12 protein-coding genes are annotated in these 13,608 nt (G+C 40.5%); 6 read left to right on the top strand and 6 right to left on the bottom strand.

The window, feature by feature from the left end; genetic code table 11:
* Positions 1 to 13 precede the first annotated feature (13 nt).
* Together PUND_RS12720 and PUND_RS12715 are read right to left on the bottom strand one after the other, a co-directional pair.
* Positions 14 to 619, bottom strand: a complete 606-nt coding sequence (locus PUND_RS12720; protein WP_010391234.1) for a rhomboid family intramembrane serine protease — start codon at positions 617 to 619, stop codon at positions 14 to 16.
* 113 nt (positions 620 to 732) lie between these two features.
* Positions 733 to 1,416: a type 1 glutamine amidotransferase domain-containing protein gene (locus tag PUND_RS12715; protein ID WP_008108786.1), complete on the bottom strand. Its 684-nt coding sequence runs from the start codon at positions 1,414 to 1,416 to the stop codon at positions 733 to 735.
* 153 nt (positions 1,417 to 1,569) lie between these two features.
* Here PUND_RS12715 and PUND_RS12710 point away from each other — a divergent pair, with 153 nt between their 5' ends.
* Positions 1,570 to 2,490, top strand: a complete 921-nt coding sequence (locus PUND_RS12710; RefSeq protein WP_010391235.1) for a LysR family transcriptional regulator — start codon at positions 1,570 to 1,572, stop codon at positions 2,488 to 2,490.
* Here PUND_RS12710 and PUND_RS12705 read toward each other — a convergent pair.
* The 4 genes from PUND_RS12705 to PUND_RS12690 all read right to left on the bottom strand — a co-directional run bounded on the left by PUND_RS12705 (position 2,470) and on the right by PUND_RS12690 (position 7,766).
* Positions 2,470 to 3,219 carry a dienelactone hydrolase family protein gene (locus PUND_RS12705; RefSeq protein ID WP_010391236.1) on the bottom strand — a complete coding sequence of 250 codons (750 nt, stop codon included), beginning with the start codon at positions 3,217 to 3,219 and terminating at the stop codon, positions 2,470 to 2,472. The two genes, PUND_RS12710 and PUND_RS12705, sit on opposite strands and share 21 nt — an antisense overlap.
* Before the next feature lie 61 nt (positions 3,220 to 3,280).
* A complete protein-coding gene (locus tag PUND_RS12700) occupies positions 3,281 to 4,606 on the bottom strand; it encodes a glycerophosphodiester phosphodiesterase family protein (protein WP_010391238.1) in 1,326 nt (441 codons plus the stop codon).
* A 69-nt stretch (positions 4,607 to 4,675) separates the two neighbouring features.
* Positions 4,676 to 5,521, bottom strand: coding sequence for a carboxylate/amino acid/amine transporter (locus PUND_RS12695; protein WP_010391239.1), 846 nt, complete (start codon positions 5,519 to 5,521; stop codon positions 4,676 to 4,678).
* 109 nt (positions 5,522 to 5,630) lie between these two features.
* A complete protein-coding gene (locus PUND_RS12690; protein WP_010391241.1) occupies positions 5,631 to 7,766 on the bottom strand; it encodes a M3 family metallopeptidase in 2,136 nt (711 codons plus the stop codon).
* 289 nt (positions 7,767 to 8,055) lie between these two features.
* Between PUND_RS12690 and PUND_RS12685 the strand changes: the two genes are divergently transcribed.
* The 5 genes from PUND_RS12685 (at position 8,056) to PUND_RS12665 (ending at position 13,581) form a co-directional block, all read left to right on the top strand.
* Positions 8,056 to 8,928: a mechanosensitive ion channel family protein gene (locus PUND_RS12685; RefSeq protein ID WP_010391243.1), complete on the top strand. Its 873-nt coding sequence runs from the start codon at positions 8,056 to 8,058 to the stop codon at positions 8,926 to 8,928.
* Between the two features lie 348 nt (positions 8,929 to 9,276).
* Positions 9,277 to 11,565, top strand: a complete 2,289-nt coding sequence (locus tag PUND_RS12680; RefSeq protein ID WP_010391244.1) for a TonB-dependent receptor — start codon at positions 9,277 to 9,279, stop codon at positions 11,563 to 11,565.
* Positions 11,566 to 11,680: 115 nt separating this feature from the next.
* On the top strand, positions 11,681 to 11,980 hold the full coding sequence (locus tag PUND_RS12675) for a hypothetical protein (RefSeq protein WP_008109576.1): 300 nt from the start codon (positions 11,681 to 11,683) through the stop codon (positions 11,978 to 11,980).
* Between the two features lie 73 nt (positions 11,981 to 12,053).
* Entirely contained in the window at positions 12,054 to 12,710 is a 657-nt protein-coding gene (locus PUND_RS12670; RefSeq protein WP_010391245.1) for an HAD family hydrolase, read from the top strand.
* A gap of 34 nt (positions 12,711 to 12,744) precedes the next feature.
* Positions 12,745 to 13,581 (top strand): DNA ligase, encoded by an 837-nt coding sequence (locus tag PUND_RS12665; protein WP_010391246.1) that lies wholly within the window; start codon positions 12,745 to 12,747, stop codon positions 13,579 to 13,581.
* The last annotated feature ends 27 nt before the right edge of the window (positions 13,582 to 13,608 follow it).

Here is a 13,608-nt window from a genome sequence, read left to right as displayed (position 1 = left end):
AGCCTCTAATAGTTTAAACGTACGTATTTGCTTTGCCCGTTGTTGCTTTTAATTTATCTGCTTTTGCTAATTTATACCCTAAAAAGAATCCACTAAGTGCGCCAAACAGATGGCTTTCAAACGAGATGTGAAACCGCTGTGGTAACACGCCCCAAATAAAACCACTGTATAAAAAGGCCACCACCACGGCTATAAAAATAGATTTAAAAGAACGTCTTACAATGCCATAGCATAAAATAAATCCCCATAACCCATAAATAACGCCACTTAAGCCGACATGAATATTGCCACGAGCAAACATCCATACCAGTAATCCACCGACTAATGCGGTGAATATAAATACACTATAAAAACGCTTTACGCTGTATTGGCAAATTAACCAGCTTAAAACAATGAAGGGCAGCATATTACTAGCAAAATGCCACCAGCTACCGTGTAAAAAGGGAGCGCAAAGAATACCAATCAGCCCTTGAATGCTGCGTGGGTAAATACCTAAACCATTTAAACTAATGCCTGGCAGGCTATTAATTAGTTGCAACACAAAACAAATAGTCACAATACTTATAATGGCAAAACGGGTACTGCTAAGTAACGACAAGGTGGATGGTTTATTTTGCATACGGTGCCCTTATTTATATTAAGAGTGGCCAGTATAGGAATAGTGGTGAGTAATGAAAAGCAAATTAAAAAGCACAGCGATTAAACTGTGCTTTTTATGCTGATTAATTGTAATTAACCAAGCTTGGTAAGTAATTTTTTAGCTGCTAGCTCAGAGCTTGCAGGGTTTTGACCGGTGATCACTAAACCGTCTTCAAGCGCAAGCACGCCCCAGTCGTCGGTTTTTTGATAGTCACCACCTTTTTTGATCAGCTCGTCTTCGACTAAAAATGGCACTACATCTGTTAATTGTACAGCGGCTTCTTCAGTGTTACTAAAGCCGGTAACTTTTTTACCCGCAACCAATGCATTGCCATCAGCATCTTTTGTATTTAAAAATGCGGCGCTCGCATGACACACTGCTGCCACTGGCTTTTGTAATTTTACAAAATCTTCGATGAGCGAGATTGAATCTGTGTTATCTACTAAATCCCATAATGGGCCATGGCCGCCTGGATAAAATACCGCATCAAAATCTGAAGCATTCAGTTCACTTAGTACTTTTGTGTTTGCCATTAATGCTTGCGCTGCACTGTCGTTGTCGTATCGCTTGGTTGCATCAGTCTGGAAGTCGGCTAGTGTACTGGTTGGGTCGATTGGTGGTTGGCCACCGTTTGGTGAAGCTAGAGTGATTTCTGCGCCAGCATCTACAAATGCATAATAAGGGGCGGCGAATTCTTCTACCCAAAAACCTGTTTTCTCACCGGTATTGCCTAAATCAGCGTGTGAAGTAAGTACCATTAGTATTTTCTTAGCCATTATTTTTTCCTTCTGATGATTTAAAATTGTAATCTTTGCTTAGCAATTACTATATGCACTAACCCAACCTTAAACAACGATGATAAATTTAACTTTATTGATTTAATAATTGATACAATTAGGGGTTGAAGTTAAAACCGCACTGGAGCGTCCATGAAAGTCTCGTTTGAACAATTAAAAAGTATGGTGGTATTTGCACAAATAGTTGAGCAGGGCAGTTTAACTGCAGCGGCAAAGCAACTAGGGTTAACACGGGCGGTAGCCAGTTATCATTTAAAAAAGCTAGAAACGCAACTTGAAGTAACCTTACTTAATCGTTCAACACGGACCATGGCCCTTACTGAAGCCGGTATGGCTTACTATGAGCGTTGCCGAGTTATTACCGAGCAGGCTAATGCTGCCAATCAACAAATAGAAAATATAAAAAGTGAGCCTCAAGGGTTATTAAAAATTAGTTGCCCGGTTAATGTGGGGATGCAATTAATAGTGCCTGCAATTAATACCTTTAAGCGCCAATACCCCAAAATTGATATAGATTTACAGCTAACTGATGATGTGGTGGATATTATTAAACACGGCTTTGATTTTGCTATTAGGGGGGTTGCGCTGCGCGATTCAAACCTACAGGCAACTAAGTTAACCACTATGAGTACCTGTATTTGTGGCGCGCCTAATTATTTTGCACATTATGGTAAGCCCACTACGCCCGATGAATTAGCACAGCACCAGTGGGTGGTTTATCAGTTAGGGAGCAAAATCTTGACCTTGCAAAAAGACGGTAAAAAAGTCGACATTACTATGCAAGGATCGCTCAGTACCAATAATGCCGCTGCACGGACTGCATTTGTAGAGGCAGGACATGGCATAGGGCGTATACCGCTATACGATGCATGGCCAAAAGTACAAGCGGGTTTACTGCAAATTATAATGGACGACTACAAAAGCAAAGACATTGAATTGTACGGAGTTTTCCCGCCAGGAGCGACGGGGTCTAAAAAGTTACGTTTGTTTGTTGATTATTTAAAAGCGTATTTTGTAAAACAGCATACGGCATTAGGTATGCGTAAGGGCTAGCGCTCGGTTAAATAAGGCAACAGCTTGTTGATACATTGCTATGGCAAGAGCTGCATCGTAGCGCTCGCCTTCATCACGCATAAAGGCATGTTGCGCGTTAACTTCTTGCCATTGGTAATTTATGTCAGTACGAACAGCTTGTTGGTATATTTTGTCTCGGCCATCTTGTGGTACATGAGGGTCTTGTTTACCCCAAATAAAATGAATTTCACCGAGTATGTCGGCCATGCGTTCAAATGAGTTATTACCGGGTTGTGCGGGCAGTGTATTACTGTGTATATCGGTGGCGTATAAACAAAATGCAGCTTTTATGAGTGGGTTTAATGCGGCTCTGTAAGCTAAATGCCCACCAATACACACTCCCATAGCCCCAACATTTCCTGAACAATAACTTTGGCGTTTTACAAAGTCGATAAGGCTTTGTGTGTCGCTATCATGATGCTCTAAAGGTTTAGCCCATTTATCGTTATTACCTTTATCTTTACCTTCGTCATCATAAGCCAGCACAGTTCCGATAGGGTTAAGCTCATGAAACACTTCTGGCACAAGTACCACAAAACCATGACTGGCTAAAATAGCTGCACTGCGGGCAATAGGTGCCGTTTGCTGGAAAATTTCAGAATAAAAAATAATGGCAGGGTATTGCCCCGATGTTTGTGGGCGGTAAATAGTGGTTCGCATTAACCCTGTAGGCGTTGGTAAGTCAGCGTTATGGTGTTGAATGATCATAAAAGCGCTCAGTAAAATAAATATAATAGCTGAGCGCGGTCAAATAAACACGCCCTAAAGTTTAAATACTTGCAGGCATTTTATTGCAACTTGCGTAATAGCTAACCGTAGCTGGCCAATCAGAAAATATACCGATTACACCAACCTCTTTTGCAAGTACATCAACCACGGCCATCATGTCACCATCGTTATCTATAACATCACTAATTGACTGGTAATAGTATCCGCCTCCATTATTCAGCGGTCCTGAACGTTCAAGACTCCATGCAATAATATTAAGCCCTGCGGCTTTAGCATCAATAGCGTACTGTGATGGCACTATATTACTTTCATTATCTATGGTTAATAGCATCCAAATGGGTGGAGCAATAATTTTAACACCGTCATTAAAAAGCGAAGCCATACTAGGTTGCCATGTGTCGGGATTGTTAGGATCAAACCCTGCATCGCTGTCTCGGCCATCTAAATAAACGCTTTGCGCTGCAAATTCAGGGTTAGTATTAATCCAATATTGTACGTCAGCTAAATTAAATGATTGCGGAAAAACACGCGAAGCGGGTACCTCCATTTGCGTGTATTCATCTAGCATTTTTTGTGCGTATTGCGCTTGGGTCATACCGTTAAAGGGCATACTCACTTGAGGTGATTTAAGCTCTGGGGTCATTTTTACTCCGAGCTGTTTAAATAGTGCAATACTTTGTTTATGGGTCATGAGAGTACCTGAGGTGGCGTATAAGTCAGTGCGCCAACTTGGTGTACCTTTCATGTAATCGCTAACATTGGTGGCACTGGTGTTTGCGCCATCCATTTTACCCTCAAGGGTTAAAAACTCTGCCAAGCTAATATCACTGGTACAACATTTAGCTGAAGCAGGCGTGCCACTGTTAGAGTTTGCTGGAGTAAATGGCTCACTGCATTTAGCCGCAAGTTCTGGAATAGCTAAAATATTAGTGGTGGTGTGCAAGTCGCACTGAGAATGGCGGCATACTAGCTCTTTATCATTGGTAAAGGTTACATCGCATTCGACAATACCAGCGCCCATACGAGCAGCCGCTAAGTAAGACTCTTGTGTGTGCTCTGGGTATTGCATGGGGGCACCACGGTGACCAATTGAAAAATCAGTACGATAAAAAGGGCCTTCTTTACACGATTCTAATTGTGTTTTTAGTGCGCTGTCAGCCATATCGTCAATTAAGTAGTCGGGGCGAGTACCTAGTTGCGTATTGGTGCCTTGAGCTACTTCAACAATAACAGGGGTAGGTACTTCAACAATTTCAACGTCAGTGTTGGTAACAACCACTTCTTTTTCGACTATTTTTACATCGTCATCACAGCCAGCGAGTGAGCTTAATAATAAAAAAGTTGTTAGAAAAGGTATGCGCTTCATTATTTGTCCTTAAAAATAAAAGTGGACGCTACCTTACTAATTATTAATGACAATTTCACTACAGAGTGATTAATTTGCTGATTTAGCCATTATTTGGTTTACCACTAAGGCAGACAGCATCACTCCCGCGCCAATAGTTAATCTAAGTAGGTCTGCGTCTCTATTCCAAATAAGTACATTAACAATAATACCGGCAGGAATAAGCAAGTTGTTCATCACCGCCAGCGCGCCAACATTAACAAGCGTCGCGCCTTTATTCCACATAAAGTAGCCTAAACCGGAGGCCACAATGCCTAAATAAATCAGTATGCCCCATTGAGTTGAGGTACTTGGTAATTTGTTAAGATCACCAAATAAGGCGTAACAGGCGCTTGCAACAATTAGTGCGCCAATAAAAAACCAACCAAATACGGTTTTATCATCGAGTTGTTTATTAAGCATTAATCGCTTGTAGGTTACTTGGCCGATAGCAAAGCTAATATTAGCGCCTTGAACCAGTAGTAATCCGACTAAAAAGTTGCTGTCTAAGTTTTCATAACGAATGGTAATAGCCCCTAACACGGCAATAAACGCGACGATAAAAAACTGCGGATTAAACTGTTTATTTAGCGCATCGTTTAAAAGCGTAATGTAAAGCGGGGTCATTACAGTAAATAACAGCACTTCTGGCACACTTAAAAACAAAAATGAGTGGTAATAAAAGCCATACATAACCCCCAGTTGCAGTGCGCCTATCAGCATGAGTTTAAACGCAAGTGGGGTAGGGATTTTCTTTAAAAAAGGCAAAAATACTAACGCTGCTAAAGCCACACGAATTAGCACACTAAACCACGCATCAACTTGGCCAGCTAAATACACACCAATTAAACTAAACGAAAACGCCCAAAGAAGGGTAACTGCAAATAAATAGCCCATAACACTCATCTTGTCTTAAGTAATGGTGTCAGTTTATCTGTTATATATTGTTCTATAAACAATAAAAGCCCGCAAGCGGGCTTTTATATCAGTTGATTAAAAATATTAATTAATCAACTAAACCACGGCGCTTAAGTAATGCATCAGTCGTTGGTTTTTGGCCTCTAAACTCGATGTAGCTTTGCATTAAGTCACGGCTATTACCTTTTGATAGGATCTCTTTACGGAACTTATCGCCATTTTCGCGCGTTAAGCCACCGTTGTTTTCCATGTGAGCAAACGCATCGGCTGCAAATACTTCAGTCCACAGGTAAGCGTAGTAACCCGCTGAGTAACCACCTGCAAACGTATGGCTAAAGTAGTTTGATTTATAACGAGGTGGTACAGGGTAGTAATCAATACCGTGTGCCTTTAACGCTTCACTTTCAAACTGTTGTACATCAGTTACTTTTTTGTCAGAACCAAATGAGTGCCATTCCATATCCAGTAGTGCTGCAGCTAAATATTCAGTGGTACCAAAACCTTGGTTGAACTTTTGCGACTCAAGTACTTTATCAAGTAGTGCTTGAGGAATTGGCTCACCTGTTTTGTAATGCTTAGCGTAGTTAGCTAATACACTTGGCTCAATCATCCAGTCTTCATGTGCTTGTGATGGAAATTCAACAAAATCACGCGCTGTAGCAGTACCTGCTAGGCTTGGGTATTTAACGTCAGAGAATAAACCGTGTGCTGCATGACCAAACTCATGGAACATAGTTGACACTTCGTCAAACGTCATTAACGTTGGCTCGCCTTCTGCTGGCTTTGGAATATTTTGTGCATTATAAATAACCGGTTTTGTGCCTTTTAAGCCGCTTTGGCTTACGTATGCACTCATCCATGCACCGCCACGTTTACCTTCACGTGCATATGGGTCCATGTAAAATAAGCCTATTGCGCTGCCATCAGCATTAAATACTTCAAACGCCATGACGTCTTCGTGATAAAGCGGTAGGTCTTTACGCTCTTTGAATGTAATGCCGTAAAGTTTTTCCATTGCAAAGAATAAACCGTTATGAATAACCGATTGCATTTCAAAGTAAGGCTTAACTAAGGCTGGATCTAGGTCGTATTTTTCAGCACGCACTTTTTCTGCATAGAAAGACCAATCCCATGGTTTTAGTTCAAAACTTTCACCAGAATCGTTAATTACTTTTTGAATCGCTTTTGCTTCTGCTTGCGCTTTTTCAACTGCTTTTGGCGCTAGGTCATCTAAAATACCGTACACGTTATCAGTGGTTTGAGCCATGCGTGAAGTCATTACATACGAAGCCCAATCTTTAAAGCCTAACAGTTCTGCTTTTTGTGCACGTAGGTTAGTTTCTTTAATAATGATAGGGCCGTTGGTTTTAGCTGCACGGTTGGTTGATGCTTTAAAAATCTGCTCACGCAGTTCACGGTTTTCAAGGCTAGATAAAATAGGCTGTTGTGTGGTGTTCACTAGGGTGATCATGTAGCCATCTTTGCCTGCTTTTTTAGCAGCTGCTGCAAGACCTGCAATTTCACCTTCAGATAAACCAGCTAGTTTGCTTTTATCTGTTACTAAAATGACGTCTTCTTTAAACGATTTTAATACGTTTTGAGAAAACTCTGTTGATAACTTTGCAAGCTCAGCGTTAATTTCACGCATTTTTGCTTTTTCAGCATCGTTTAATTTAGCACCGGCTTTAACAAATTGTTTGTAGTAAAAATCAACAAGACGTTGATCTTCAGCGCTTAACTTATCTTTGCTGTCGTATACTGTTTGTACACGTTCGAATAATGCACCATTTAGGTAAATGTCATCAGAGTGTGCTGAGAACACAGGCGCCATTTTTTTATCAATGCGTTGGTACTCATCGTTAGAGATAAGACCTGATAAGTTGTAGAATGCAGCTGATGCGCGGTTTAATAGTTCACCAGCAAGCTCCATTTCTACCAAGGTATTTTCAAAAGTAGCTGGTTCTGGATTATTGGCAATTGCCAAAATTTCTGCATTATGTTGTGCAATACCTGCATCAAATGCAGCTTCGTATTCAGTAGTACCAAACTTATCAAACTCAGGAGCCATGTATTGCAATGGGCTTGGTTTAAATAATACATTGCTTGCGTTGATATCTTGCACTTGTGCTGTGCTTTGTTGTTTTGTTTCTTGGGTGCTTTCAGAAGAACAGGCAGATAATAAAAGTGCACTAGCAATCGTAGTGGCGATCAGTGTTTTACGCATAATAACTCCATAAAAAATAGTAGCCGAAATAGGCTTTTCGAGTCGAAAACCCAGTTAACTTACCAAATTTTGACTTATATACAACAAAGTTTATCGATTTAAAGCGGGATTTAAACGCAAATTAGGTGATAAAAACTCGGTATGTAAATAAAAAAGTAGAAAAATACAGCAATTATGCAATTAGCTTTAAGTTTGTTGCTGCGTATTTAAGCTAACCGCATGCTAAACTTGGGGTATTATTAGCGCATAAAAATAATCGTTTGTGTGCGACCTTATACATGGAAAATAAATGAACTTAGAACAAATTAATCACATTCTCGCCTTCGTATTGTTTAGCTACAACGACATTCACATTACCGTGGCAAAAGTAATTCAAGTACCCCTAATTTTGTTTACTATGTGGGTTGTGGTGACTCAGATTGGCAAGTTAATTAAAAAGTCATTACTTGCACGAAAAATGAGCCCAGATGCAGTGCATTTATTCACGCGTTTTTATTTCATTTTAAGTATTGCGATTTTACTTTTTACCTCCCTTGAGGTGCTCAACATTCCACTAACCGCATTTGCCTTTGTATCGGGTGCCATTGCCATCGGTGTGGGGTTCGGTGCACAAAATATTATTAATAACTTTATTAGTGGCTGGATATTAATGTGGGAGCGGCCAATCCGTATTGGCGACTTTTTAGAGGTTGGCACTGCAAAAGGGGTGGTTGAAACCATTAATACTCGCTCTACTCGTATTCGCAGGAACGACGGTGTTCATATGCTAATACCCAATAGCCAGTTATTAGAAAACACAGTTACCAACTGGACGCTTATTGACGGTAATGCGCGCTCATCTGTGAGCGTAGGCGTAGCTTATGGCTCTGATGTGTTATTAGTTAAAAAGTTAATTCAGCAAGTATTAGATGAGCATGAGGCAATACTGGCAACGCCTCAATCAACCGTATTGTTTGATGATTTTGCAGATAGCTCGTTAGTTTTTAATGCTATTTTTTGGGTCTGCGCTGAATCAGAAACTCGATTAAGACAAGTCCGCAGTGATATTCGTTTTAGTATTTATGAAGTGTTTGAACAACACGATGTGGTGATTGCATTCCCGCAGCGAGATATTCATATTGATGGTGAAATTGTTCTTAAACGCTCATTAGTGAAAAAGTAGTATTTAAAAAAGTGTCGCGTTATTTTGCTATATTTTTTAACAACCCAATGTAAGGACATATGTCCGCTTTTTGGTTGTTTAGTTGCTAAAAGTACACTAAATGTCGGGATAGTGCGGTTAAGTGTTAAAAATAAGTTTATTTTTTAGTGTTCAATATGCGGTAAATATATTACAGCATGATATAATCTCGCGCATTCAGTCAGCCTTATTTATGCCGTTTTTGTACTCTCGGTAATAAGGTCCGCGCCGCATAGAGCAAGTCGCGAAAAATTGACTGAATCCGTAATTATTTAATTGCGCAACACATCAACCGTTGAACAAGAGTGCACTAAAAAGGTTAACCCCGACATGAAAGCAATGAAAAGATCTACGTTAGCAACCCTTATCAATGCAACGTTGTTCTCTGCCGTAGCAGGTACGTCAATTTCAGCCGTAGCTGCTGAGCAAGAAACTACTGCTAAGAAGAACCAACTAGAAGTTATTCAAGTTACTGCTCGTAAACGAGTAGAAAACGCTCAAGAAGTGCCTGTTGCTGTTTCAGCCCTGCAAGGCGATAGCTTAGATGCTTACAGCTCAGCTGGTATGGATATTCGTTTTATGAATGCGAAAATCCCAAGTTTATCTATTGAATCTTCATTTGGCCGTTCATTCCCACGCTTTTATGTACGTGGCCTTGGTAACACTGATTTCGATTTGAATGCTTCGCAACCAGTGTCGCTTGTGGTTGATGAAATTGTACAAGAAAACGCAATCTTAAAAGGTTTCCCTGTATTTGACGTAGCACGTGTTGAAGTGCTTCGTGGTCCTCAAGGTACATTATTTGGTCGTAATACACCGGCTGGTCTAGTTAAATTTGATACCGTAAAACCAAGCCAAGAATTTGAAGGCTATGGCTCTGTATCTTACGGTAGTCGTGGTGCTGTTGACTTTGAAGGTGCTGTTGGTGGTTCATTAACAGATCGTTTATCAACACGTGTTTCAGTACTTTGGCAAGATAAAGACGATTACATTGATATTCGTGCACCAGGTTTTGAGCAAAAAGATGCCTTAGGTGGCTACACTGAACAAGCAGCCCGTATTCAATTTTTATATGAAGGTGACGATTTCACTGGATTATTTAATTACCATGTTCGTGATTTAGATGGCTCTCCAATTGCCTTTCGTGCTAACACTATCAAACCTGGTACTAACGATTTAGTTGATGGTTTTGAAAATGACGTGGTGTATCACGATGCCGCATCTCGTGCGACGCAGCAAGTGGAATCGCAAGGTGCAAGCCTTAAGCTTGAGTGGGACTTAGCTAATCATACAGTAACGTCAATTTCTGGTTGGGAAAGTGCAGAAATTTACTCTCGTGCTGACATCGATGGTGGCTACGGTGGGTTCTCTATCAATGATGTTCCAGTTGCAATGGGCCCTGGCTTTATTCCTTTCTCTTCAGAAAGTGCTGATGGTATTCCAGATCAAGACCAATACACGCAAGAACTTCGCTTATCAAGCAACTTTGCCGGTGACGTAAATTACCAGGTGGGTGTTTTTTACTTCGACGAAGCATTAACGATTGAAAACTTTAGCTATGATACAGCCAATAATGGCGTATTAAACGGTTTTGTTAGTCAGCAGCAAGATACTAAAGCATGGGCTGTATTCGGCTCAGTTGATTACACCATTACTGATGACTTGAAAGTAACCGCGGGCCTTCGTTATTCAGACGATGAGAAAGAATTCTCAGCAAATCGTACGCTTAGCCCTGTAGGTGGTGCTGCTACTTACATTGAAAAAAATGTTAGCGATGATCACGTAAGCTGGGATTTATCAGCTAACTACAAAATCAACGATGACGTAAACTGGTATGGTCGTATTGCTAACAGTTTCCGTGCACCAAGTCTTCAGGGTCGTATCTTATTTGGTGATGAAGTAACCGTTGCTGATTCAGAAACTGTTACGTCATACGAGACAGGTATTAAATCTGATGTGTTAGATGGCCAAGGCCGTGTAAATGCAACCGTATTTTATTACACTATGGATGACCAACAGCTAACTGCTGTAGGTGGTGGTGCTAACTTTAACCGCCTATTAAATGCTGATAAAACAACTGGCTACGGTTTCGAAATTGATTCTGAGTGGGTGTTAACGGATGAGCTAAATGCAACGTTTAATTTAAGCTACAACAAAACAGAGCTTAAAGACAAAGATTTAGCCGTTGCAGTGTGTGCACAGTGTACTGTTACTGATCCTACCTTCCAAGTACCAGGTGCATTTGGTCCTGAAGATCGTGCTATTTTAGATGGTAACAGCTTACCGCATGCTCCAGAGTGGATCTCTAACATCACACTTCGTTACACTAAAGAACTCGCTGAAGGTGATTTCTTTGCTTACGCTGATGTGTCGTACCGCAGTGAAATTGACTTTTTCTTATATGAATCAGTTGAGTTTGAAGGTAAGCCACTAACTGAAGTTGGTCTACGTGCCGGTTATGCATGGGCACAAGGCGATTACGAATATGAAGTATCAGCATTCGTGCGTAATATGTTTGACGAGCAGCAAGCAATTGGTGGTGTTGATTTTAATAACAATACAGCCATGGTTAACGAAGAGCGTTATATTGGCGCTGAATTTAAAGTTAACTTTTTCTAATCGATAAATTTAACGTTAAATTGTAATTATTGATAAAAGCCTGCCTAGTGCAGGCTTTTTTATTTTTGTAGAGCTGCTAAAGTAGCGCTCATATGTTTATTAAAGAGAAAAAGTAATGGCTGGATTTTGGAATTACCGTGTAATTTATTGTGAAGCAACCAAAGATGAAGCGGCGCAATATCAAATACACGAAGTGGAATATAACTTAAATGGTAAAGTAACTAACTGGTCAGAGACTGGTGCTGCACCATTTGGAACCACATTAGATGCGTTAAAAGATGATGCTGAGCGCTTAAAAACCGCCTTCGAAAAGCCGATACTTAAAGTAATGCGCAAAGCCCGAGGTTATGAGTTAGTTGATGTAGATACCGGCGAAGACGCTTATGCTGAGCCGCCAGCAGGTTTGGCTGAGTAACACAAATTAATAAAAGGTGCCTAGGCACCTTTTTTATTACCTAAAGTTTAGGTTAAATAACAAGGAGAAAAGTATGTCAATTGAAGCGGTATTATTTGATATGGATGGCACTTTGGTTGACTCTGAAAGTGTGCACTATAACTGTTGGAGCCAATTACTTGCGCCTTTTGGTGTGTGTTATAAAGAAGATGATTTTTGTCGGCGCTTTTCGGGACGTCCTACTATTGACACTGCAAAGGAAATAAAACAAGCTCATAATTTGTCGGTAAATAGCCGCTATTTAGCGGATGAAAAATATCGCTTATTTAGTGAGTACGTTAAAACCAATTTACCGCCTTTAATGCCTTATGCTGAAAATGTTCTGTTAGCGGTTAAAGAGCAAGGTTTAAAAATGGCGTTAGTAACAGGCAGCGCAAGGCATGAAGCTGAGCCAATACTAAAAGGATTAGGGTTTTATAATTTATTCGATACCGTGGTAACTAAAGATGATGTAATTAATCCAAAGCCTGCCGGTGATCCCTACTTATTAGCACTTAAAAATATGCAGGTTGCTGCACAAAATGCGATTGCCGTTGAAGATACTTTCACCGGTGTAACCGCAGCGAATAATGCTGCTTTAGCTGTGATAGCTATCGCTAATAAACATACACAGGAGCACGACCTTAGTAAAGCAACACAGCAAATGCAAAGCCTTGAAGAATTTTGGCACTGGCTTCAATCTCAACTATAGTTTAAGCCATATTTAAATTTGCAAGGATGCAGCAATGATTAAAGCAACGCTGTTTACTTTTTTAACCCTCATTAGTACGGGCTTATTGGCGCAATTGCCTCCAGTGCAACTTGCTAATGTTTACGATGAAACTAAGCATGAGGATATTCGTCAATATTTGGTGAGTGAAAAGTATGACGGAGTAAGAGCAATCTGGACGGGAAAGCAGTTTGTAACCCGTCAAGGCAACTCCATAAACCCGCCTGATTGGTTTACAGCCCCTTTGCCAGATATTTGGTTAGATGGTGAGTTATGGACCAAACGAGGTCAATTTTCTGTACTCAGTGGTATTGTCAGAACAAAAATACCCAACGATTTGCAATGGCAAACCGTTACTTATCAGGTGTTTGATATGCCAGATACAAGCATGCCTTTTCACCGTCGTTATCAAAATTACTTGTCACTTATTACTAAGCTAAATAGTCCCCATATTAAAGCGGTTAAGCAATATCAATTTAGCGACAATCAGCAACTCAGTAATTATTTTAATCAGGTTACTAAACAAGGCGGCGAGGGCGTTATGCTTCATTTAGCAGAGGCTAAGCATACAACTGGTCGCTCTAGTGCATTGTTAAAACTCAAGCCTTATTTAGATGCCGAAGCGTTAGTGATTGAACATTTACCGGGTAAAGGTAAATACGCAGGAATGCTTGGTGCATTGAAAGTACAGACAAAACAAGGGCTGACATTTTCTATTGGTACGGGTTTTAGCGATAAAGAGCGAAAGTATCCGCCAGCTATAGGCGCAACAATTACTTATCGATACCACGGGTACACTAAAAATGGCTTGCCGCGTTTTGCCAGCTTCTTACGGGAAAGACCCGAAAAATAACGAGTGTAGGCCAATTCAGTATATATT

This window comes from Pseudoalteromonas undina (assembly GCF_000238275.3).
Classification (GTDB): Bacteria; Pseudomonadota; Gammaproteobacteria; order Enterobacterales; family Alteromonadaceae; genus Pseudoalteromonas; species Pseudoalteromonas undina.
This window is presented reverse-complemented; position numbering and strand designations above follow the sequence as displayed.

Excerpts from the sequence above, each read along its gene's own strand:
- PUND_RS12720 (WP_010391234.1), bottom strand. The coding sequence starts at position 619 with ATGCAAAATAAACCATCCACCTTGTCGTTACTTAGCAGTACCCGTTTT.
- PUND_RS12715 (WP_008108786.1), bottom strand. The coding sequence starts at position 1,416 with ATGGCTAAGAAAATACTAATGGTACTTACTTCACACGCTGATTTAGGC.
- PUND_RS12710 (WP_010391235.1), top strand. The coding sequence starts at position 1,570 with ATGAAAGTCTCGTTTGAACAATTAAAAAGTATGGTGGTATTTGCACAA.
- PUND_RS12705 (WP_010391236.1), bottom strand. The coding sequence starts at position 3,219 with ATGATCATTCAACACCATAACGCTGACTTACCAACGCCTACAGGGTTA.
- PUND_RS12700 (WP_010391238.1), bottom strand. The coding sequence starts at position 4,606 with ATGAAGCGCATACCTTTTCTAACAACTTTTTTATTATTAAGCTCACTC.
- PUND_RS12695 (WP_010391239.1), bottom strand. The coding sequence starts at position 5,521 with ATGGGCTATTTATTTGCAGTTACCCTTCTTTGGGCGTTTTCGTTTAGT.
- PUND_RS12690 (WP_010391241.1), bottom strand. The coding sequence starts at position 7,766 with ATGCGTAAAACACTGATCGCCACTACGATTGCTAGTGCACTTTTATTA.
- PUND_RS12685 (WP_010391243.1), top strand. The coding sequence starts at position 8,056 with ATGAACTTAGAACAAATTAATCACATTCTCGCCTTCGTATTGTTTAGC.
- PUND_RS12680 (WP_010391244.1), top strand. The coding sequence starts at position 9,277 with ATGAAAGCAATGAAAAGATCTACGTTAGCAACCCTTATCAATGCAACG.
- PUND_RS12675 (WP_008109576.1), top strand. The coding sequence starts at position 11,681 with ATGGCTGGATTTTGGAATTACCGTGTAATTTATTGTGAAGCAACCAAA.
- PUND_RS12670 (WP_010391245.1), top strand. The coding sequence starts at position 12,054 with ATGTCAATTGAAGCGGTATTATTTGATATGGATGGCACTTTGGTTGAC.
- PUND_RS12665 (WP_010391246.1), top strand. The coding sequence starts at position 12,745 with ATGATTAAAGCAACGCTGTTTACTTTTTTAACCCTCATTAGTACGGGC.